The organism is Lysobacter auxotrophicus (genome assembly GCF_027924565.1).
Lineage (GTDB): Bacteria > Pseudomonadota > Gammaproteobacteria > Xanthomonadales > Xanthomonadaceae > Lysobacter_J > Lysobacter_J auxotrophicus.
This window is the reverse complement of sequence record NZ_AP027041.1, coordinates 2,764,083-2,783,569: the sequence shown is the minus strand read 5'-3', so window position 1 is coordinate 2,783,569 and position 19,487 is coordinate 2,764,083. Positions and strand designations below refer to the sequence as shown.

Here is a 19,487-nt window from a genome sequence, read left to right as displayed (position 1 = left end):
CGTGATCCGGCCCGCAAGGCGGGCCGGAGCGCTGTGTTATCCTCGGGCCGCAGCACCTGAACGCGTCATGCCACGGCGAGCTGTCGGCCGGCGCGTTCGAGACACCAGCACCATTTGGGCACAGGCATGAGCGACGACCGACAGGGCCGCAGCACCGGCGACAGCAACAAGATCCTTTACTGCTCGTTCTGCGGGAAAAGCCAGCACGAGGTCCGCAAGCTCATTGCGGGCCCGAGCGTGTTCATCTGCGACGAATGCGTCGAGCTGTGCAACGACATCATCCGCGAGGAGCTCGAGGAGAAGGCGCAGTCGGCCCGTAGCCACCTGCCCAAGCCGCGCGAGATCCTCGAGGTCCTGGACCAGTACGTGATCGGCCAGCAGCGCGCCAAGCGCACGCTCGCGGTCGCCGTGTACAACCACTACAAGCGCATCGAGAGCCGCCAGAAGAACGACGACGTCGAACTGGCGAAGTCGAACATCCTGCTGGTCGGCCCGACCGGTTCGGGTAAGACGCTGCTGGCCGAAACGCTGGCGCGCCTGCTCAACGTGCCGTTCACGATCGCCGATGCCACCACGCTGACCGAAGCCGGCTACGTCGGCGAGGACGTGGAAAACATCATCCAGAAGCTCCTGCAGAAGTGCGACTACGACGTCGAGAAGGCGCAGCAGGGCATCGTCTACATCGACGAGATCGACAAGATCTCGCGCAAGAGCGACAACCCGTCGATCACGCGCGACGTGTCGGGCGAGGGCGTGCAGCAGGCGCTGCTGAAGCTCATCGAAGGCACGGTCGCCAGCGTCCCGCCGCAGGGCGGTCGCAAGCACCCGCAGCAGGAGTTCCTGCAGGTCGACACGCGCAACATCCTGTTCGTTGTCGGCGGCGCGTTCGCCGGTCTGGACAAGATCATCCAGCAGCGCAGCACCGAGGCCGGCGGCATCGGCTTCGGCGCCAAGGTGAAGAGCAGCGAGCGCAAGAACGACGTCGGCAAGCTGCTGGCGGACGTGGAACCGGAAGACCTGATCAAGTTCGGCCTGATCCCCGAGTTCGTCGGCCGCCTGCCGGTCGTCGCGACGCTGGAGGAGCTGGACGAGCCGGCGCTGGTCAAGATCCTGACCGAGCCGAAGAACGCCATCACCAAGCAGTTCAAGAAGCTGTTCGAGATGGAGAACGTCGAGCTGGAATTCCGCCCCGACGCCCTGTCGGCGATCGCCCGCAAGGCGCTCAAGCGCAAGACCGGTGCCCGCGGCCTGCGGACCATCGTCGAGTCGGTCCTGCTGGACACCATGTACGAGCTGCCGTCGCTGGAGAACGTCTCCAAGGTGGTCGTGGACGAGTCGGTCATCGATCACAAGACCGAGCCGTACCTGATCTACCAGACGCCGCCGGCCGCCCCCAAGGTCGCGTCCGCCGACTGACGGCGACGTGACCGGCGTCCCGCCTCCGACATCTCGGAGGCCCGGCTAAACGCCTGATTCACAACGGATAAATGCCCCCGGCCCGCAGCATAGCCTGCGGGCCGCTTGCATCCGTTCGCGCCGGACCCCATAACCGTCGCCATGGGCGAAGCCAGCCCACGAAGTCCCCGGGCGCTCACGCCCGCACCCGCTTTCCGGAGTCCCCCATGGCCGTATCAACCGCGCACGAGACGCTCACCCTCCCGGTCCTGCCGCTGCGCGACGTCGTCGTGTTTCCGCACATGGTGATCCCGCTGTTCGTCGGCCGGGACAAGTCGATCCACGCACTCGATCTCGCGATGGAAAGCGACAAGCGCATCCTGCTGGTCGCGCAGAAGTCCGCTGAGACCGACGACCCGGGCGCCGAGGATCTCTACCAGGTCGGCACGCTCGCACAGGTCCTGCAACTGCTGAAGCTGCCCGACGGCACCATCAAGGTGCTGGTCGAGGGCGTGTCGCGCGTGAACGTCCATGACGTCACCGAGCGCGGCGGCGCCCTGAGCGGGCAGGCGGAAGTCGTGGAGCCTGAGAGCGACCGCGAGGAGCGCGAGATCGAGGCCATCGCCCGCTCGCTGATGGGCCTGTTCGAGCAGTACGTCAAGACCAACCGCAAGCTGCCGCCGGAGCTGATGCAGACGCTGTCCGGCATCGACGAGCCCGGCCGCCTGGCCGACACGATCGCCGCGCACCTGGGCGTGCGCATCGGCGACAAGCAGAAGCTGCTGGAGACGCACGGCGTTGGTACGCGCCTGGAGCTGCTGGTCGGCCTGGTCGACGGCGAGATCGACGTGCAGCAGCTGGAGAAGCGCATCCGCGGCCGCGTGAAGTCGCAGATGGAGAAGAGCCAGCGCGAGTACTACCTCAACGAGCAGATGAAGGCGATCCAGAAGGAGCTCGGCGAGATCGACGATGCGCCCAACGACATCGACGAGCTCACGCGCAAGATCGCCGAGGCCGGCATGCCCAAGCCGGTGGAAACCAAGGCCAAGGCCGAACTCAACAAGCTCAAGCAGATGTCGCCGATGTCGGCCGAGGCTGCCGTCGTGCGCAATTACCTCGACTGGCTGCTGGGCGTGCCGTGGAAGAAGCGCACCAAGGTGCGCAAGGACCTCAAGACCGCGCAGGACGTGCTCGATGCCGACCATTTCGGCCTGGAAAAGGTCAAGGAACGCATCCTCGAATACCTCGCCGTGCAGTCGCGCGTGAAGCAGATGAAGGGACCCATCCTGTGCCTGGTCGGACCGCCGGGCGTGGGCAAGACCTCGCTCGGCCAGTCGATCGCGAAGGCGACGAACCGCAAGTTCGTGCGCATGTCGCTCGGCGGCGTGCGCGACGAAGCCGAGATCCGCGGCCATCGCCGCACTTATGTCGGTTCGATGCCGGGCCGCATCGTGCAGAACCTCAACAAGGTCGGCAGCAAGAACCCGCTGTTCGTGCTCGACGAGATCGACAAGATGTCGATGGACTTCCGCGGCGATCCGTCCTCGGCGCTGCTGGAGGTGCTCGATCCCGAGCAGAACAACGCGTTCAACGATCACTATCTGGAGGTCGACCTCGACCTGTCGGAAGTGATGTTCGTCGCCACCTCCAACTCGCTCAACATCCCCGGCCCGTTGCTGGACCGCATGGAAGTGATCCGCATCCCGGGTTACACCGAGGAGGAGAAGCTCAACATCGCGATGCGCTACCTGCTGCCCAAGCAGATCAAGGGCAACGGCCTGAAGCCTGAAGAGCTCAAGGTCGCCGAGAGCGCGGTGCGCGACATCGTGCGTTTCTACACGCGCGAGTCGGGCGTGCGTTCGCTCGAACGCGAGATCGCCAAGATCTGCCGCAAGGTGGTGAAGGAGATCGCGCTGGCCGGGCCGTCGAAGAAGGGCGCGAAGAAGAACGTCGTCAACGTGACGTCCAAGAACCTCGACAAGTACCTTGGCGTGCGCCGTTACGATTTCGGCCGTGCGGAAGAGCAGAACGAGGTCGGCCTGGTCACGGGCCTGGCGTGGACGGAAGTCGGCGGCGATTTGCTGCAGATCGAATCCACGCTCGTGCCGGGCAAGGGCCAGCTGCTGCTGACCGGCCAACTGGGCGACGTGATGAAGGAATCGGCTTCGGCCGCGCTGTCGGTCGTGCGTGCGCGCACGGAGCAGCTCGGCATTGATCTGGACTTCCTGCAGAAGCACGACGTGCACGTGCACGTGCCCGAAGGCGCCACGCCGAAGGACGGTCCGAGCGCCGGCATCGCGATGGCGACCGCGCTGGTGTCGATGCTTACGCGCAATCCGGTCAAGGCTGATGTTGCGATGACGGGCGAGATCACGTTGCGCGGCCGCGTGCTGCCCATTGGCGGCTTGAAGGAAAAGCTGCTGGCCGCGCTGCGCGGTGGCATCCGCACCGTGATCATCCCGGAAGAGAACCGCAAGGATCTTGCCGATCTGCCGAAGACGGTCACGCAGGGACTGAAGATCCTCCCGGTGAAGTGGATCGACGAAGTGCTCGGCATCGCGCTGGAACGCGCGCCCACGCCGACGCCCGCCTCGGCGTCCGGCGAGGGCGAAGTCGCGGTGCGCGATGGGTCGAAGTCGATCGCGCAAACCGACGTCAAGCATTGAGGCAAACCGCCTGTCGGATGTTGTTCAAAACCGCTGGAAGCCGCGCCACGCCTAGCTTTCAGGCTTGCGACGCAAAAATGCCGCTGGTATAACGGCTGCGGACCGCGCAGGCCATTGCAACGCAATGGCTGCGCGGCGAAGAACGATCGGGGGAATCGCCTTCGATTCCATGCTTGTTTCGAACATGCGGCGCTCGTCCGCACAGGGAGTCAGAACGAATGAACAAGGCTGAGTTTGTCGGCGCCGTCGCCGAGGCTGCCGAGCTGTCCAAGACCGACGCCGCGAACGCCGTCGACGCCATGATCAACGTGGTCACCAAGGCGCTGAAGAAGGGCGACACCGTAACGCTGGTCGGTTTCGGCACGTTCCAGGTTCGCAAGCGCGCCGCACGCCAGGGCCGCAATCCGAAGACGGGCGAGACCATCAAGATCAAGGCGTCGAAGAATCCTTCGTTCAAGGCTGGCAAGGCGCTGAAGGATGCCGTAAACTAATCAACTCGCCGCCGATGTCTGAACGAATCGGTTCGCACCGCCGGGGTTTCGACCCGCAGGCAGCAGTGCAGACGGGTGCTTAGCTCAGCGGTAGAGCGTCTCCTTTACACGGAGAGGGTCGGGGGTTCGAAACCCTCAGCACCCACCATCAAGCATCCAGCGGTGGTAGTACCAAGGTTTTGAAGCATGCGGAGTGGTAGTTCAGTCGGTTAGAATGCTGGCCTGTCACGCCGGAGGTCGCGGGTTCGAGTCCCGTCCACTCCGCCAGTCTTCACAAGGGCGCCGGAAACGGCGCCTTTGTTTTATAATTAGTGAGGGGATCGAAAACGCGGTTCAACGCGCCGGTCCCGGGCTTCAAGGCCCGAAAGTTCAAAAAAGCGGAGTGGTAGTTCAGTCGGTTAGAATGCTGGCCTGTCACGCCGGAGGTCGCGGGTTCGAGTCCCGTCCACTCCGCCAGTTTTGATGCGAAAGGCGCCGGAAACGGCGCCTTTTGTTTTTCCGGCGATCGGCAGGAAAAGGTCGCCTCCGGTGCCGCATCCCGGCCTGAGGCTACTTTCGATCGGGCGCCCGATCGCCTTCGAATTTCCTGCCTCACGCCGCCATGACGGCGCTAAACTGTCCGGCTTACGACTGAACGCGTCCCGGACATGCTGCAGAAACTTCGCGACAAGACCTCGGGCTGGATCGCCACGGTGATCCTGGGCCTGTTGATCATCCCCTTCGCCTTCGTCGGCATCGAGCAGTACCTCGGGCAGCGCACGGACAATTCCGTCGCGCGCATCGACGCTCCGCCGACCTGGTGGCCGTCGGCGCCGTCGTGGTGGCCGGTGTCGGTGTTCTGGACGCACGAGAAGATCACCTCGGACGAATTCCGCGGTCGCTTCGAACAGGAGCGCATGCAGCGCCGCGCGCAGCAGGGCGAAGCGTTCGACGCGCGTGCGTTCGAAAGCGTCGAGAACAAGCGCGCGATCCTGGAAACGCTGATCGACGCCCGCGTGCAAGAGGTCGCCGCGCAGCGCAACGGCCTGGTCGTCAGCGATGCGATGGTGCAGAAGGCGATCATGGACGTGCCGGGCTTCCAGGTGGACGGCAAGTTCAACTACGACCGTTACAAGCTCGCGCTCGCCTCGCTGACGCCGCCGCAGGACGAGCGCCAGTTCGAAGCGACCGTGCGCCAGGACCTGCAGCGCTCGATGCTCGCGATGGGCGTGGGCAACAGCAACTTCGTCACCAGCGCCGAGATGGATCGACTGATCCGCCTGATGGGCGAACGCCGTGACGTGTCGCTCGTCCTGCTGCCGCCGCCTGCGCCGGACACCGCGCCGGTCAGCGCTGCCGAAATCCAGCAGTGGTACGACGCGCATGCCGCGCAGTTCCGCGCGCCGGAGACGGTCGAGATCGAGTTCGTCGAAGTCGATGCCAGCAAGTTGCCGCCGCCGCCGGCCGCCGACGAGGCGACGCTGCGCCATCGCTACGACCAGGAAAAGGCGCGCTTCGTCGAAGCCGAGCAGCGCCTGGCCTCGCACATCCTCGTCCGCGTGGACGAGAAGGCCGACGCCGCCACGCAGAAAGCGGCCGAGGACAAGGCCAAGCGTCTGGCCGAGCAGGCCAAGGCGCCCGGCGCGGACTTCGCCGCACTAGCGCGCGCCAACAGCGACGACACCGGTTCGCAGGTGGCAGGCGGCGACCTGGGTTGGGTGGCGAAGGGCATGATGGTCGGGCCGTTCGAGAACGCGTTGTTCGCGATGAAGGCGGGCGAGATCAGCGGCCCGGTGAAGAGCGAGTTCGGCTGGCACGTGATCCAGCTGCGCGAGGTGCAGACCGGTTCGCAGCAGACTTTCGAGCAGGTGCGCGACCAGTTGGCGCGTGAGCAGGCCGACGTCGATCGCGAGCGCACGGTGAGCGATTTCACCAGCCGACTGGTCGACCTGACGCTGAAGAATCCCTCGTCGCTCGCGCCCGCCGCGCGCGACATGAACCTGCCGCTGCAGAAGCTCGGTCCGTTCGCGCGCACCAACGCGCAGGGCATCGCTGCCAACCCGGCGCTGCAGCGCGTCGCGTTCTCGGAAGAGGCGATCCAGAGCGGCCAGATCAGCGATCCGATCGAACTCGCGCCGGGCCACAGCGTGCTGATCCGCGTCACCGCGCACACGCCGGAACAGGCGCAGCCGCTGGCGAAGGTGCGCGAGGCGGTCATCGCCGCGGTGCGCGCCGATCGCGCCACCAAGGCCGCGCGCAAGGAAGCCGAGGCGCTGGCCGCGCGCGTGAACAAGGGCGAGACGCTGGACGCCATCGCGGCGTCGAAGCAGCTCCCGCCGCCGCAGGTCCTGCCGGGCGTGCCGCGCGGCGCGCCGGTGCCGGAAGCGTCGGTGTCCGACGCGATCTTCGCCGTGCCGGCGCCGGTCGCAGGCAAGCAGTCGGCCGGTCATGCCGTGCTGTCGAACGGCGCGATCGCGTTGTTCGCGGTCAGCCAGGTCACGCCGGGCGATCTCGCGTCGATTCCGGCCGAGCAGCGCGAAATGCTCCAGCAGCAGATCGCGCAGGTGGGCGGTGGCGACGACGTGCGCGCGCTGGTCGATTCGCTGCGCAAGCGCGTGAAGGTGCAGGTCGTCGAGCAGAATCTCTGACGATCGCACAGCGAAGGAGCAACGCTTATGTCGCGTTGCTCCTGACGAAAAAAGCCCGGCGTGTGCCGGGCTTTTTTTTATGGCGAGAGCAGACCGGCGCGTTGGTGACTTCGGTGACGGTGGCCCCGGGTGCGCTTCGCTTACCCGGGCTACAACGGCGTGGTGTGGCGATGCACCCAGCATGAAAAAGCCCGGCGATTGCCGGGCCTTATCAACGCGCTGGACGCTTACTGGGGCGTCAGTCGCCGTGGATCCCCGTCATGCCGAGGATGTTGTAGCCGGCGTCGACGTAGGTCACTTCGCCCGTCACGCCGGCGGCGAGATCCGAACACAGGAACGCGGCGACGTTGCCCACGTCCTCGATCGTCACCGTGCGGCGCAGCGGAGCGTTCTCCTCGACGTGGCCAAGGATCTTGCGGAAGCCGGCGATGCCCGCCGCGGCCAGCGTCTTGATCGGGCCGGCAGAGATCGCGTTGACGCGCGTGCCTTCCGGGCCGAGGTTCAGCGCGAGGTAGCGTACCGAGGCTTCCAGGCTCGCCTTCGCCACGCCCATCAGGTTGTAGTTGGCGAGCGCGCGCTCGGCGCCGAGGTAGCTGAGCGTGACGATCGAACCGTTGCGGCCCTTCATCATCGGGCGCGCGGCCTTGGCGAGCGCCGACAGCGAGTAGGCCGACACATCGTGCGCGATCGCGAAGTTCTCGCGCGTCATGCCGTCCAGGAACTCACCGGCGATCGCTTCGCGCGGCGCGAAGGCGATGGCGTGCACGAGGATGTCGAAGCCGTCGTTCCAGCGCTGGCCAAGCTGTTCGAAGCATGCTGCGATCTGCGCATCGTCGCTCACGTCCAGCGGGATCACGATGTCGCTGCCGTACTCCGACGCCGCCGACTGCACGCGCGATTTCAGCTTCTCGTTCTGGTAGGTGAACGCCAGTTCCGCGCCCTCGCGGTGCATGGCCTCGGCGATGCCGCTGGCGATCGAGCGCTCGCTGGCGATGCCGGTGATCAGTGCACGCTTGCCTTGCAGAAAACCCATGAGCCGATTCCTTCTGTGATGCCGATACGGTGGGGACGACCGTCGTGCGGCCGCGCAATGACGCAGTTTAGCCGCAGGCGCCGCGTGGTGCCGCGATGCGCCGGCGTATGTAACGGCCCGTCGTCAGGGCGAGCCGGCCGCAGCCGGCAGCGCGGCGGACGAGCCGTCGAGCGCATCGATCAGCAACGATTGCCCGGGCTTGAGCACGGCTTTCAGCGCCAGTCCGTTGCGGCGCATCAGCTCGCCAACGGTGATGCGGTAACGCTGCGCGATGGTCCACGCGCTTTCGCCCTTCGCCACGGTGTGGCGGCGTGCGGCGGATGCGGGGGCGTTCGATTGCGATGCGACCGGCGAGGTTTCGGACGTCGAGACGGAGCTCGCGACATCGGCAGGGATCTGCGTGTCTTCCTGCTTCGAGGAACCATCGGCGATACGCACCTGCGCATCGTCGGCTACCGCCAGCAAGCGCGCGGTCGAACCTCCTGACGCGATACCGATGCGACCGTCCGCGTACGCCGGATTCCAGCGCTGTAACTGCGTCGCGCTCTGGCCGGTACGCGCGGCCCACTGGTCCAAGCGTTTCACGTCGTTCGGCACCGCCACCGCCTGCAGGCGGGGGACGTCGCGATCGAGCGCCGCCATCCATTCGTCGCGGTCGTCGGCCTGTTCGATCAGGCACGACAGCGCATGCAGCTTGCGCACGTAGGCGACGGTGATGTCGGGCAGGCCGACGAGTTTGTCGAGCTGCACGTCGCGCATGGTCTGGCCGCTGCGCTTGAGCGCGCCGAGCACGCGGTACTCGCCGGCGTTGTAGGCCATCACGGCCAGGCGCCAGTCGCCGCCGAACATGCCGTGCAGCGTTTTCAGATAGCGCACGGCCGCCTGCGTGGAGTCGACCGGCGACAGGCGGCCGTCGTAGCCCTTGCGGATCGGCACGCCGTGGTTGCGCGCGGTGATCGCGATCATCTGCCACAGCCCGGCCGGGCCGGCGGCGCTGCGCGCACCGGGGCGGTAGCCGCTTTCCACGAACGGAATCAGCGCGAACTCGGTCGGCACGTCGCTCTCGCGCAGCGCATCGACGACGTAGCCGAACAGCGGCAGGACATCGTCGTCCTCCGCGGCGAGCCGGCGCGGCACGTGGGCGAAATGCTGGCGCCAGCGGGCGGAGGTCGCGTCAGCATCGCATTCGGGTTCGGCGAGGCCTTCCCGGAAGCTGCGGTAGATCTCCAGCCCGTTGCGGGTGCGCGCGTCGGCCGGGGCCTTGGCTTCCTCCTGCGCGGCTTCCACGGCGACCGGGGGCTGCGGTGCGCCGGGGCCCTCCTGTGCGAACACGGGCAGGGCGGTGAGGGCGGCCAGGCAGCACAGGCCCAGCCGGCGGCGCCATCGCTTGGCGCCGGTCATGCGGTGAATCCGTCCTTCCAGCGCCGCAAGGCGGCGAATGCGTCCACGTCGTTGGCCGGGGCACGGCCGGTCTCGCGCGCCACGCTGGCGCGCACCTCGGGGCTGTCCACGCGCAGGAAGGGATTGGCGGCCCGTTCGTCGGCCAGGGTGCTGGGAAGGGTGGGTCGTCCGGTCGCGCGCATGGCCGTGGCCTCCTCGAGTCGGCGCTGGAGCGCCGGGTTGCCGGGTTCTACCACGCGGGCGAAGGCCGCGTTTGCGAGCGTGTACTCATGTCCGCAACACACCCGCGTCTCGGGGGGCAGGGCGGCCATTCGGGAGAGCGAGGCATGCATCTGCTCCGCCGTGCCCTCGAACATCCGCCCGCAGCCCAGGCTGAACAGCGTATCGCCGCAGAACAGCAACCCCTGCCCGTGGTAAGCCACGTGGCTGCGCGTGTGGCCCGGCACGGCCAACACGTCGAACCGCCAGCCGGCGACGTCGATGGCCTCGCCGTCCTGCACGCGGCGATAGCCGGCCGGAATGCGGTCGTCGTCCGGCGCGAACACCGGCAGGCCCGGCCAGCGTTCCAGCAGCGCGGGCACGCCGCCGATGTGGTCGCCATGGTGGTGGGTGAGCAGGACACCGGCCGGCTGCAGGCCGGCTTCGGCCGCCGCGAACACCGGGCCGGGCTCGCTCGGGTCGACGAAGACCGCGCGGGCGCCGTCGTCATCGGCGAGGGCCCAGATGTAGTTGTCGCTCAGGGCGGGCAGGGGAGTCAGTTGCATCGGGATATCCGGGATTGCGCCCGATCGGCCGGTCGTGCCGCACAATCGGGAGGTCGGCGCCGTGGCGCGCCGGGAGAAAAACCGGCCCGACCATGCCCGCCGCCCACCCGCCCCGTCAATCGGAGATGTCTGGATCTGCGCTCGGCTGGTTCGCCAGCGAGGCCGGCCAGGGGCTGCTCGCGGTCGAAGAGGCCGCGATGCTTCGCGTGCTCGCCGGCTGCCCGGCAGCCCCGTGGGCGTGGCTCGGCGTGGACGGCGCACCGGCCCCGGAAGTGGGCGGCCGCGGGCTGCTGCTGCGCCGCTTCGGCCTCGGGTTCCATGGCGCGGTGCGGTGCCGGCTACCGCTGCCCGTCGCGAGCGAAGCGCTCGGCGCGGTGCTGCTGCAGCACGCCCTCGACGATGAAGTGCCCATCGATCCGCTGCTCGACGAATGCGCGCGCGTGCTCGCGCCCGGCGGCACGCTGTGGCTGGCAGTACTCAATCCGTGGACGCCGTACCGCGTGCGCTGGGCGCGCACCGGACTTCGCGCGCGCGATCCCGGCGTCTGGCAGTCGGCGCTGCGGCGTGCGGGCTTCGCCGCGGACACCGTGAGCCTGCAGTGGCTCGGGCCGCATTGGCGCGTGGCGCATGGCGAAGTGGGCGTCGGCGCGTCCGATCGACTGCGCGCCGGCGTCGCGCTCACGGTCAACAAGCGCGTGCATGCGCTGATCCCGCCCAAGCCATTGCGCGGGTTGCGGTGGCAGGCCGGCACGCGATCCCACCTCGTGCGACAAGAGCCGGCGATAATGGAGCCATGAATTCGCCCGATCCCGCGTTGCCCGTTCCCGCCCCGAAACACATCGAAGCCCACACCGACGGCGCCTGCCTCGGCAATCCCGGTCCCGGCGGCTGGGCCGCGCTGCTGCGCTACCGCGGCCACGAGCGCGAGCTCGCCGGCGGCGAGGCCGACACCACCAACAACCGCATGGAATTGATGGGCGCGATCATGGCCCTGGAATCGCTGAGCGAACCGTGCAGCGTCCTGCTCCACACGGACTCGCAATACGTGCGCAAGGGCATCACCGAGTGGATCAACAACTGGGTGCGCCGCGGCTGGAAGACCGCCGCCGGCGAGCCGGTGAAGAACCGCGACCTGTGGGAACGGCTGCATGCCGCATCGTTGCGCCACCGCATCGAATGGAAGTGGGTGAAGGGCCATTCCGGCGATCCGGACAACGAACGCGTCGACGTCCTCGCCCGCACCCAGGCGCAGCGGCTGCGTTCCGCCGCCGGCGTGCGCTGATCTCCCCGGACGAACATGTGAGAATGCAGCCGATGCGGCAGATCATCCTCGACACCGAAACCACTGGCCTGAGCTGGGAACGCGGCAACCGCGTGGTCGAAATCGGCTGCGTGGAGTACATCGAGCGCCGCCCGAGCGGCCGCACGTTCCATGTCTACCTCAAGCCGGACTGCGATTTCGAGCAGGGCGCGCAGGAAGTCACCGGCCTCACGCTGGAATTCCTCGCCGACAAGCCGGAGTTCGCGCAGGTGGCCGAGGAGTTCCTCGCCTTCATCGACGACGCCGAGCTGATCATCCACAACGCGGCGTTCGACCTGGGCTTCCTCGACAACGAACTGCGCCGACTGGGCGAACAGTACGGCCGCATCACCGACCGTTGCCGCGTCGAGGACACGCTGCTGCTCGCGCGCCAGCGCTTCCCGGGCCAGCGCAACTCGCTCGACGCGCTGTGCAAGCGGCTGGGCGTGGACAACTCGCACCGCCAACTGCACGGCGCGCTGCTCGACGCGCAGATCCTCGGCGACGTGTACCTGGCGCTGACCTCGGGCCAGGAGGAGATCGGCTTCGCGGTCGAAGCGGCGGCGAGCGCGGTCGACACCTCGCAGTTCCGCATCGATCCCAATGTCGCCCGCCCGCGGGTGCAGGTCGCGGCGGAGGAACTGGCCGCGCACGAAGCGCGCCTGGAAAAGCTGCGCAAGAAGGCCGGAAAGGTCGTCTGGGACCAGTTCACCGTGGTCGAGGCGGTCGCCGAATCGGAGCCGGAGCTGGCGACGGCGTAACCGCTGACGGCGTGGCTCGCGCCGTCATCCCGGCGAAAGCCGTAACCGTGCGGATCTCGTGACGCGCTCGAACGTCAGGGTCTGAGCGCGTAGTTGCGCTCAGTGATGCCGCACCAGGATCACGGTGACGTTGTCCGAACCGCCGCCATCCAGCGCCGCGGCGACCAGCGTGTCCACGCATTCCTGCGCGCTGCAGTCCGACTGCGCCAGCACGCGCGCGATGCCGCGATCGTCCACCTCCTCCGTCAACCCGTCGCTGCACAGCAGCAGCTGCATGCCGGGCTTGAGCTCGCCGGTCATGGTTTCGACGTTGAGGTTGCGTGGGTCGGTAACGCCCAGCGCCTGCGTGACGACGTTGCGGTGCGGGTGGCTGCGCGCCTGTTCCTGCGTGATGGCGCCGTTGGCGATCAGCTCCTGCACGTAGCTGTGGTCCTGCGACAACTGCGCTAGGTTGCCTTCGCGCCACAGGTAGACGCGGCTGTCGCCCACCCAGGCCACCTCGAAGCGACTGCCGGTGATGCGGGCGGCGACCACGGTCGTCCCCATCGGCAGCGCGTCGTTGCGGCGCTTGGAGGTGCGGATGATTTCCTCGTCGGCGATGCGGATCGCCTGCGCGAGCGGCGTGCCGTCGCGGATCTCCCGCACGATCGTCTCGCGGGCCAGCGCGCTGGCGACCTCGCCATATTCGTGACCGCCCATGCCGTCGGCCACCAGCCACAGGCCGAGCTCGCCGTCACCGTAGTAGGTGTCCTCGTTGAGCTCGCGGCGCAGGCCGACGTGCGTAAGGTGTCCGAATTCGATCATGCGTCCGTTGATTCGGTCGTCGGGTCTTTCAGGCGGTAACGGAATGATCGGGGCGCGGCGGCCGGGTGGCAAGGAGCGCGGTTAAGGTTGCCGTTGCGGCGGGAATTCGCAAAGCGCCGGGGACGCGGAACGGACGCGGATGCGCGGACCGCTTGCCGGAACCGCGGCGCGCCCGTAGAATTGCCGGCTCACTGCACCCGGAGAGGTGGCAGAGTGGTTGAATGTACCTGACTCGAAATCAGGCGTACGTTTATAGCGTACCGAGGGTTCGAATCCCTCCCTCTCCGCCAGATACGAAGACGACGCCCCCGCAAGGGGGCGTTTTCTTTTGTGCGCCATGGACGAAGGCGAGCCCGGCGAGAGGGCGGCTACACTGTAGTCCCCTGAATGAACGGCCTCGTCATGTCCGAAATCCTCGTCCCGGTCTCCTTTGGCGAACTGCTCGACAAGATCGCGATCCTGCAGATCAAGTCCGAGCGCATGATCGATCCGGCCAAGCTCGAGAACGTCCGCAACGAGCTGTCCGCGCTGGAGAAGACGTGGATGGCGCACCCCGCTGCCGGCAAGGACATCGCCCGCCTGCGCGCGGACCTGAAGGCCGTCAACGAGCGGCTGTGGGTCATCGAGGACGACATCCGCATCAAGGAGAAGGCGCAGGCCTTCGACGAGGAGTTCGTCCGTCTGGCCCGCAGCGTCTACTTCGAGAACGACGAGCGCGCGCGCATCAAGAAGGACATCAACCTCGCGCTGGGCTCGGCCTACGTCGAAGAGAAGTCGTACCAGGACTACAAGACGGGCAACACGCCGTAAGACCCGCTAAGCGCGGACCTGTCGATCATCCTCGTCCCGGCCTCCGCCGGGATGACGGACACCCGGGTGCCATCACCGCGTCAGCGCATACACCGCCACGCCGAACGCCAGCACCGCCGCGGTCGCCGCAACGCCCGTCACCCACTGCATCACGTGCAGGCGCCGCTCGTGTTCGACCTGCTGGCGCCGAAGATCGACCAGCGTCGCTTCCAGCTGCGCCGATGCCGCCTTCAGCGCCGACAGCGTCTGCTCCATTTCGCCGGCCAGCGTCTTGATGGCCTGGTCGTTGTGGTCGACCGCGTCCTGCAGTTCGCGGATCTGCTGCGGAATCTGCGACGGCTCGCGGCTGCGGGTGAACATGGGGCGCGCGGCGCGGATGAGCTCCGGCAGCAGCGGCGCGACGACGGTGAACCAGGCGGCCATCACGGTGTCTCCTGCAACGAGGCGTGCGGGTGGTCGGCGCGATAGCGCTCGAACGCGGCGATCGCGTCGTCGACGGTAATCAGGTCCATCACGCCGGCATGCTCGATCTTCGTGCCCCAGCGCAGTTCGGACGCGGGTTTCCCCAGGTATTTGCGCGCGGCGTCGTCGTAACGGTCGACGCAGTAGCGGCGATCGCTGTACGGGCCGCTGCGCGCGGGATTGCTCGCCGCGTGCAGGCCGAGCACCTTCGTGCCCATTGCATTGGCGATGTGCATCGGGCCGGAGTCGGGCGTCATCACCAGCTGGCCGCGTTCCAGCAATGCCGGCAGTTGCTTGAGCGTGTCCTTGCCGATCAGGTCCAGCGCCGGATGCGTCATCGAGGCGAGGATCGCGTCGCCCGTCGCACGTTCCAATTCGCTGCGCCCGCCGCACAACACGACGCGCCAGCCGCGCCCGGCCGCGTGGTCGGCGACCGCCGCGAGCCGGTCGGCCGGCCAGTTGCGCAGTTCGTGGCTCGAACACGGCGAAACCAGCAAAGTCGGCACATCGTCCTGCGGCCACTGCGCGCGCGCCCATTCGCGGGCGTCGTCGGGCACGGGAAGATCCCACACGACGCGCTCCTGTCGTAGGCCGAGCGGTTCGCAGAAACTGCCGATGGCGTCGAGCACGTGGATGCCCGGGCGATCGGGAATGCGTTCGTTGATGAACACCCCGTGCAGGTCCTTCGAGCGTGAGCGGTCGTAACCCACGCGACGGCGTGCGGGAATGAAGGCAGACAGCAGGTTCGCGCGCGCTGCGACCTGCAGTTGCAGCAGGACGTCGAAGCGCTGCGCGGCGCCGAGGCGCAGGCGCAGTTCGCCGCGCAGTGCCCGCATGCCGGCCAGGCCGGTCTTCTTGTCGTACTCGATGAACTCAACGCCGGGCAGTCCGGCGAGAAGGCGGTGCTCGCCCTTGCCGATCACCCACGTCAGCCGGACCTGTGGCCAGGCGGACTGCAGCGTGCGCACCAGCGGCACGACATGGGTCGCATCGCCGAGGGCGGACAGGCGCAGCAGGCAGATCGAGGCGGGCGCGGAAGGCGCGCTGGAGGAGGCAGCGGACACGTGAATTGCTAGACTCCGGGCAATGACGGGGTTCGATGCTGCCGAAGAGTTGACGCCGTTCCGCGACGACAGCGGGTACGGAGCCATTCTGTTCGACCGTAACCGGGTGCGGCAAGCAAGCCCGGACTGGTTCATGCCCTCGTTCTGGCAGCAGCGCGCGCGTCCGGTCGAAAGCGGCGGACGCGGCGGCGCCTGGTTCGTCGATGCGCCGTTCGGCCCGGCCCTGCTGCGTCGCTACCTGCGCGGCGGCATGGTCGCGAAAGTGAGTCGCGACCGTTACTGGTGGCACGGCGCGGCCAGCACGCGCAGCTTCGCCGAGTTCCGACTGACCCGCGCGATGGCCGAAAAGGGCGTGCCCGTGCCGCGACCCATCGCCGCCTGCTACCGGCGCGACGGCCTGTTCTACCGTGCCGCGATCCTGCTGGAGCGCCTGGACGACGTGCGCTCGCTCGCTGACCGCGCCGCGGTCGCAGGCGACGGCGCGCCCTGGGAAGAAGCCGGCCGGCTCATCGCGCGGGCTCATCGCGCGGGGCTGGACCACGCCGACCTCAACGCCCACAACCTGTTGTTCACCACCACCGGGCGAGGCTGGATCATCGACCTCGACCGCGGTCGCGTCCGCATCCCCGCCACCGGCTGGCGCGAGCGCAACCTCGCGCGGCTCAAGCGCTCGCTGCTGAAGCTGCGCGGGAAGCGCAACGTCGAGGACGTCGAAAAGGACTATGCCCGTCTGCGCGCGGCGTACGATCGGGCCTGGGAGCGAGGCTACTGACATGGCGTGGCAACTGCGTCTGCATGGCGTCGGCAATGCGTCGGCGGTCGAACTCGGTTCGGCGATGGCGACCATCGAGCGCGATGGCGCGCCGTGGCTGACCATCGACTGCGGCGGCGAAGGCCTCACCGCCTACCAGGCGTACTACGGCGACATGCCGCGCGCGCTGTTCGTGACGCACACGCACCTGGACCACGTCGCGGGTTTCGAGCGCCTGTTCGTCTCCAGCTATTTCGACGAAGCCCGCCGCGGACGCGTGCGCCTGTACGTGCCGGCGCCGGTCGTCCCGCTGCTGCACCAGCGCGTGGGCGATTACCCCAATGCATTGGCAGAGGGCGGCGTGAACTTCTGGGATGCATTTCAGGTGATCCCGGTCGGCGGTTCGTTCTGGCACGACGGCGTACGTCTGGAAGTCTTCCCCACGCGCCATCACTGGCCCGAGACCGCCTTCGGCCTGCGCCTGCACGGCAGCATGGTCTGGACAGGCGACACGCGGCCGATCCCGGAAATGCTTGCGCGTTACGCCGATGCCGGCGAACTCGTCGCCCACGATTGCGCGCTGCACGGCAACCCGTCGCATAGCGGCATCGAGGACCTGGAACGCGAGTACTCCGGCGCGCTGCTCAAGCGCTGCCTGCTGTACCACTACGGCAATCGCGAGGAAGGCGAGATCCTCGCCGCGCGCGGTTATCGCGTGGCGCATCCCGGGCAGCTCGTCGCGCTCGATGAACCCTCGTCGGTGCGCGCGGAACCGGCATGAACGCCGCCTCCAGCCCGATGCCGTCCCTGCCCACGTTCCCGCTGGACGTGCGCGGACGGCCGCTGCGCGATCTGCGTTTGTCGGTGATCGAAGCGTGCAACTTCCGTTGCCCGTACTGCATGCCGGCCGATCGCGTGCCCGACGATTACGGCTTCGACTCGGCCACGCGCCTGTCGTTCGATGAAATCGAAACGCTGGTGCGCGGCTTCGCGCAACTGGGCGTGCACAAGCTGCGCCTCACCGGCGGCGAACCGCTGCTGCGCAAGAACCTGCCGGTGCTGATCCAGCGATTGGCGCGCATCCCCGGCCTGGACGACATCGCGCTGACGACCAACGGCTCGCTGCTCGCTGGGCAGGCGCGCGCGCTGCGCGAAGCCGGGCTGGGACGCATCACCGTCAGCCTGGACGCGATGGATCCCGTGCGTTATCGCGAGATGACCGGCGGACGGGGCGAGATCGCCGACGCGCTGGCCGGGATCGAAGCCGCAGGCGCTGCCGGTTTCGAGTCGATCAAGATCAACTGCGTCGTCGAGCGCGGCATCAACGACGACCAGGTGCTGCCGCTAGTGTCGCACTTCCGCGGCACCGGCCACGTGGTGCGTTTCATCGAATTCATGGACGTGGGCACCTGCAACGACTGGTCGCGCGACCGCGTCGTCCCGTCGGCCGAACTGCGCGATCGCATCGCCGCCCGCTGGCCGCTGCGCGCGCTGGAGGCGAATTACCGCGGCGAAGTGGCCTCGCGTTACGCGTTCGAAGACGGGCAGGGCGAAGTGGGCTTCGTCAGTTCGGTGAGCGCGCCGTTCTGCGGCGACTGCCATCGCGCGCGCGTTTCCGCCGACGGGCGTCTGTACACCTGCCTCTTCGCGGGCGACGGGCAGGACCTGCGGCCCGCGCTGTCGCAGGGCGTGGATGCGCTGCGCGAACGCGTCGCGAACGTGTGGACCCGCCGTGGGGATCGATACAGCGAAATGCGCGGTGGTGCGGGTGCTTCGCGCCGGCATGTCGAGATGTTCCTCATCGGAGGGTGAGCGAACGCCCGGCCACGCAGGGGCGGGCAGGGCGTTCCGGGGCGGGGACGCCACCCCTTCGAGGTCGTTGGTGACGGCGCCGGCGTGCATCCCGCAGCTCCGGCCGCCACAATGCCCGCATGAAGAAGTCCGCGAAAACCCTCACGCACATCGACCCCAAGGGGCGCCCCGCGATGGTCGATGTCTCCGCGAAAGCGACCACGCAGCGCGAAGCGCACGCGCAATGCCGCGTCCGCTTTCCAGCCGATGTCGCGCGCCAGTTACGCGCGAGCGGACTGAAGAGCGCGAAGGGCGGCATCGTCGAGACGGCGATCGTCGCCGGCACCATGGCGGTGAAGCGCACGCACGAGCTGATTCCGTTCTGCCATCCGCTGCCCATCGACGGCTGCCGCATCGCGATCGACTGGGACGGCGACGCGTCGCTGCGCATCGAGTGCGCGGTGAAGACGACGCATCGCACGGGCGTGGAAATGGAAGCGCTGACCGGCGCCACCGTCGCGGCGCTCACCGTCTACGACATGTGCAAGGCGTTGTCGCACCGGATCGTGCTGGGGCCGGCGAAACTGCTGGGCAAGCGCGGCGGCAAGCACGATTTCGGAGCGATGTGATGGCGACGGTGACGGTGCTGTATTTCGCAAGCCTGCGCGATGCGGCCGGCGTGGGGAGCGAGCGCGTCGAGTTCGATGGCGACCTGCGCGCGCTGTACGCCACGCTGCGCGAACGGCATGGTTTCGCGCTGCCGGTCGAACGCCTGCGCGTCGCGGTCGATGGCGCGTTCGCACGATGGAACGACACGGCGCGCGACGGAAGCGAGATCGCTTTCATCCCGCCGGTGAGTGGCGGATAACGCGCGCATTCGCGTGATCGCACGACACGCCTTTGTGCACACCCTGGTGCCAGAATCCCGACATGATCCGTTTTTCCCTTGCCCAAACCCCCATCGACACGGCGACGCTGCGCGCCGAACTGCTCGACGATCGCGTCGGCGGCTACGCCAGCTTCGAAGGCTGGGTGCGCAACCACAACGAAGGGCGCGACGTACTGGGCCTTCGGTACGAAGCGTACGAATCGCTCGCGCAGGCCGAAGGCGAGAAGGTGCTCGACGAGGCGTGCGCGAAGTTCGACATCCTCGACGTGCGCTGCGTGCATCGCGTCGGCGACCTCGTCATCGGCGAGATGGCCGTCTGGGTGGGCGTGAGCGCCGCCCATCGCGATGCCGCCTTCGCCGCCTGCCGCTACGTCATCGACGAGGTGAAGGCCCGCGTGCCGATCTGGAAGCACGAGCGTTACGCCGAAGGCGATGCCGGCTGGCTCCATCCCGATTCGAAGCCCTGAACCCCGGAGAG

Annotated in this window: 20 protein-coding genes and 4 tRNA genes; 18 read left to right on the top strand and 6 right to left on the bottom strand. The window is 67.8% G+C overall.

Features of this window, described 5'->3' with window-relative positions:
* Positions 1 to 126: 126 nt before the first annotated feature.
* From clpX to LA521A_RS12515, 7 genes are all read left to right on the top strand, one after another.
* Positions 127 to 1,416, top strand: a complete 1,290-nt coding sequence (gene clpX / locus LA521A_RS12545) for an ATP-dependent Clp protease ATP-binding subunit ClpX (protein WP_281779222.1) — start codon at positions 127 to 129, stop codon at positions 1,414 to 1,416.
* Positions 1,417 to 1,622: 206 nt separating this feature from the next.
* Complete coding sequence (gene lon / locus LA521A_RS12540) at positions 1,623 to 4,061, top strand: endopeptidase La (protein ID WP_281779221.1); 2,439 nt, start codon at positions 1,623 to 1,625, stop codon at positions 4,059 to 4,061.
* Between the two features lie 218 nt (positions 4,062 to 4,279).
* The gene (locus tag LA521A_RS12535; protein ID WP_115842926.1) at positions 4,280 to 4,552 is read left to right on the top strand and encodes a non-specific DNA-binding protein Hbs; all 273 of its coding nucleotides are present in this window, start codon (positions 4,280 to 4,282) and stop codon (positions 4,550 to 4,552) included.
* A gap of 73 nt (positions 4,553 to 4,625) precedes the next feature.
* Positions 4,626 to 4,700, top strand: a tRNA-Val gene (locus tag LA521A_RS12530).
* A gap of 42 nt (positions 4,701 to 4,742) precedes the next feature.
* Positions 4,743 to 4,819, top strand: a tRNA-Asp gene (locus LA521A_RS12525).
* Between the two features lie 112 nt (positions 4,820 to 4,931).
* A tRNA-Asp gene (locus LA521A_RS12520) sits at positions 4,932 to 5,008 on the top strand.
* Positions 5,009 to 5,199: 191 nt separating this feature from the next.
* On the top strand, positions 5,200 to 7,179 hold the full coding sequence (locus tag LA521A_RS12515) for a peptidyl-prolyl cis-trans isomerase (RefSeq protein ID WP_281779220.1): 1,980 nt from the start codon (positions 5,200 to 5,202) through the stop codon (positions 7,177 to 7,179).
* A 238-nt stretch (positions 7,180 to 7,417) separates the two neighbouring features.
* Here LA521A_RS12515 and LA521A_RS12510 read toward each other — a convergent pair whose 3' ends face one another.
* The 3 genes from LA521A_RS12510 to gloB all read right to left on the bottom strand — a co-directional run bounded on the left by LA521A_RS12510 (position 7,418) and on the right by gloB (position 10,377).
* The gene (locus LA521A_RS12510; protein WP_281779219.1) at positions 7,418 to 8,212 is read right to left on the bottom strand and encodes an enoyl-ACP reductase FabI; all 795 of its coding nucleotides are present in this window, start codon (positions 8,210 to 8,212) and stop codon (positions 7,418 to 7,420) included.
* Positions 8,213 to 8,335: 123 nt separating this feature from the next.
* Positions 8,336 to 9,613 (bottom strand): lytic transglycosylase domain-containing protein, encoded by a 1,278-nt coding sequence (locus LA521A_RS12505; protein ID WP_281779218.1) that lies wholly within the window; start codon positions 9,611 to 9,613, stop codon positions 8,336 to 8,338.
* Complete coding sequence (gene gloB, locus LA521A_RS12500) at positions 9,610 to 10,377, bottom strand: hydroxyacylglutathione hydrolase (protein WP_281779217.1); 768 nt, start codon at positions 10,375 to 10,377, stop codon at positions 9,610 to 9,612. The genes LA521A_RS12505 and gloB overlap by 4 nt, the downstream gene beginning before the upstream one ends.
* Positions 10,378 to 10,502: 125 nt before the next feature.
* On the opposite strand from gloB, the gene LA521A_RS12495 reads away from it, so the two are divergent.
* From LA521A_RS12495 to dnaQ, 3 genes are read left to right on the top strand one after another with little or no spacing between them, the layout of a single operon-like run.
* Complete coding sequence (locus LA521A_RS12495) at positions 10,503 to 11,174, top strand: class I SAM-dependent methyltransferase (protein WP_281779216.1); 672 nt, start codon at positions 10,503 to 10,505, stop codon at positions 11,172 to 11,174.
* Complete coding sequence (gene rnhA, locus LA521A_RS12490) at positions 11,171 to 11,659, top strand: ribonuclease HI (protein WP_281779215.1); 489 nt, start codon at positions 11,171 to 11,173, stop codon at positions 11,657 to 11,659. Before LA521A_RS12495 ends, rnhA begins: the two co-directional genes overlap by 4 nt.
* 32 nt (positions 11,660 to 11,691) lie before the next feature.
* Entirely contained in the window at positions 11,692 to 12,438 is a 747-nt protein-coding gene (gene dnaQ, locus LA521A_RS12485; RefSeq protein ID WP_281779214.1) for a DNA polymerase III subunit epsilon, read from the top strand.
* Positions 12,439 to 12,537: 99 nt separating this feature from the next.
* On the opposite strand, the gene LA521A_RS12480 is transcribed toward dnaQ, so the two are convergent.
* A complete protein-coding gene (locus LA521A_RS12480) occupies positions 12,538 to 13,242 on the bottom strand; it encodes a PP2C family protein-serine/threonine phosphatase (protein ID WP_281779213.1) in 705 nt (234 codons plus the stop codon).
* A 199-nt stretch (positions 13,243 to 13,441) separates the two neighbouring features.
* Here LA521A_RS12480 and LA521A_RS12475 point away from each other — a divergent pair.
* Both LA521A_RS12475 and LA521A_RS12470 read left to right on the top strand, forming a co-directional pair.
* Positions 13,442 to 13,532: transfer RNA gene (locus LA521A_RS12475), tRNA-Ser, on the top strand.
* 112 nt (positions 13,533 to 13,644) lie between these two features.
* Positions 13,645 to 14,052 (top strand): DUF6165 family protein, encoded by a 408-nt coding sequence (locus tag LA521A_RS12470; protein WP_281779212.1) that lies wholly within the window; start codon positions 13,645 to 13,647, stop codon positions 14,050 to 14,052.
* A gap of 72 nt (positions 14,053 to 14,124) precedes the next feature.
* Here LA521A_RS12470 and LA521A_RS12465 read toward each other — a convergent pair whose 3' ends face one another.
* Both LA521A_RS12465 and LA521A_RS12460 read right to left on the bottom strand, forming a co-directional pair.
* The gene (locus tag LA521A_RS12465; protein WP_281779211.1) at positions 14,125 to 14,475 is read right to left on the bottom strand and encodes a hypothetical protein; all 351 of its coding nucleotides are present in this window, start codon (positions 14,473 to 14,475) and stop codon (positions 14,125 to 14,127) included.
* Positions 14,475 to 15,578: a glycosyltransferase family 9 protein gene (locus LA521A_RS12460; protein ID WP_281779210.1), complete on the bottom strand. Its 1,104-nt coding sequence runs from the start codon at positions 15,576 to 15,578 to the stop codon at positions 14,475 to 14,477. Before LA521A_RS12460 ends, LA521A_RS12465 begins: the two co-directional genes overlap by 1 nt.
* A gap of 22 nt (positions 15,579 to 15,600) precedes the next feature.
* Here LA521A_RS12460 and LA521A_RS12455 point away from each other — a divergent pair, with 22 nt between their 5' ends.
* The 6 genes from LA521A_RS12455 (at position 15,601) to LA521A_RS12430 (ending at position 19,476) form a co-directional block, all read left to right on the top strand.
* The gene (locus tag LA521A_RS12455; RefSeq protein ID WP_281779209.1) at positions 15,601 to 16,350 is read left to right on the top strand and encodes a 3-deoxy-D-manno-octulosonic acid kinase; all 750 of its coding nucleotides are present in this window, start codon (positions 15,601 to 15,603) and stop codon (positions 16,348 to 16,350) included.
* A gap of 1 nt (position 16,351) precedes the next feature.
* Positions 16,352 to 17,110, top strand: coding sequence for an MBL fold metallo-hydrolase (locus LA521A_RS12450; RefSeq protein ID WP_281779208.1), 759 nt, complete (start codon positions 16,352 to 16,354; stop codon positions 17,108 to 17,110).
* The gene (gene moaA, locus LA521A_RS12445; protein WP_281779207.1) at positions 17,107 to 18,141 is read left to right on the top strand and encodes a GTP 3',8-cyclase MoaA; all 1,035 of its coding nucleotides are present in this window, start codon (positions 17,107 to 17,109) and stop codon (positions 18,139 to 18,141) included. Before LA521A_RS12450 ends, moaA begins: the two co-directional genes overlap by 4 nt.
* Positions 18,142 to 18,260: 119 nt before the next feature.
* Positions 18,261 to 18,749 (top strand): cyclic pyranopterin monophosphate synthase MoaC, encoded by a 489-nt coding sequence (gene moaC / locus LA521A_RS12440; protein WP_281779206.1) that lies wholly within the window; start codon positions 18,261 to 18,263, stop codon positions 18,747 to 18,749.
* Complete coding sequence (locus LA521A_RS12435; protein WP_281779205.1) at positions 18,746 to 18,988, top strand: MoaD/ThiS family protein; 243 nt, start codon at positions 18,746 to 18,748, stop codon at positions 18,986 to 18,988. The genes moaC and LA521A_RS12435 overlap by 4 nt, the downstream gene beginning before the upstream one ends.
* Before the next feature lie 62 nt (positions 18,989 to 19,050).
* Entirely contained in the window at positions 19,051 to 19,476 is a 426-nt protein-coding gene (locus LA521A_RS12430; protein ID WP_281779204.1) for a molybdenum cofactor biosynthesis protein MoaE, read from the top strand.
* Positions 19,477 to 19,487: the final 11 nt, after the last annotated feature.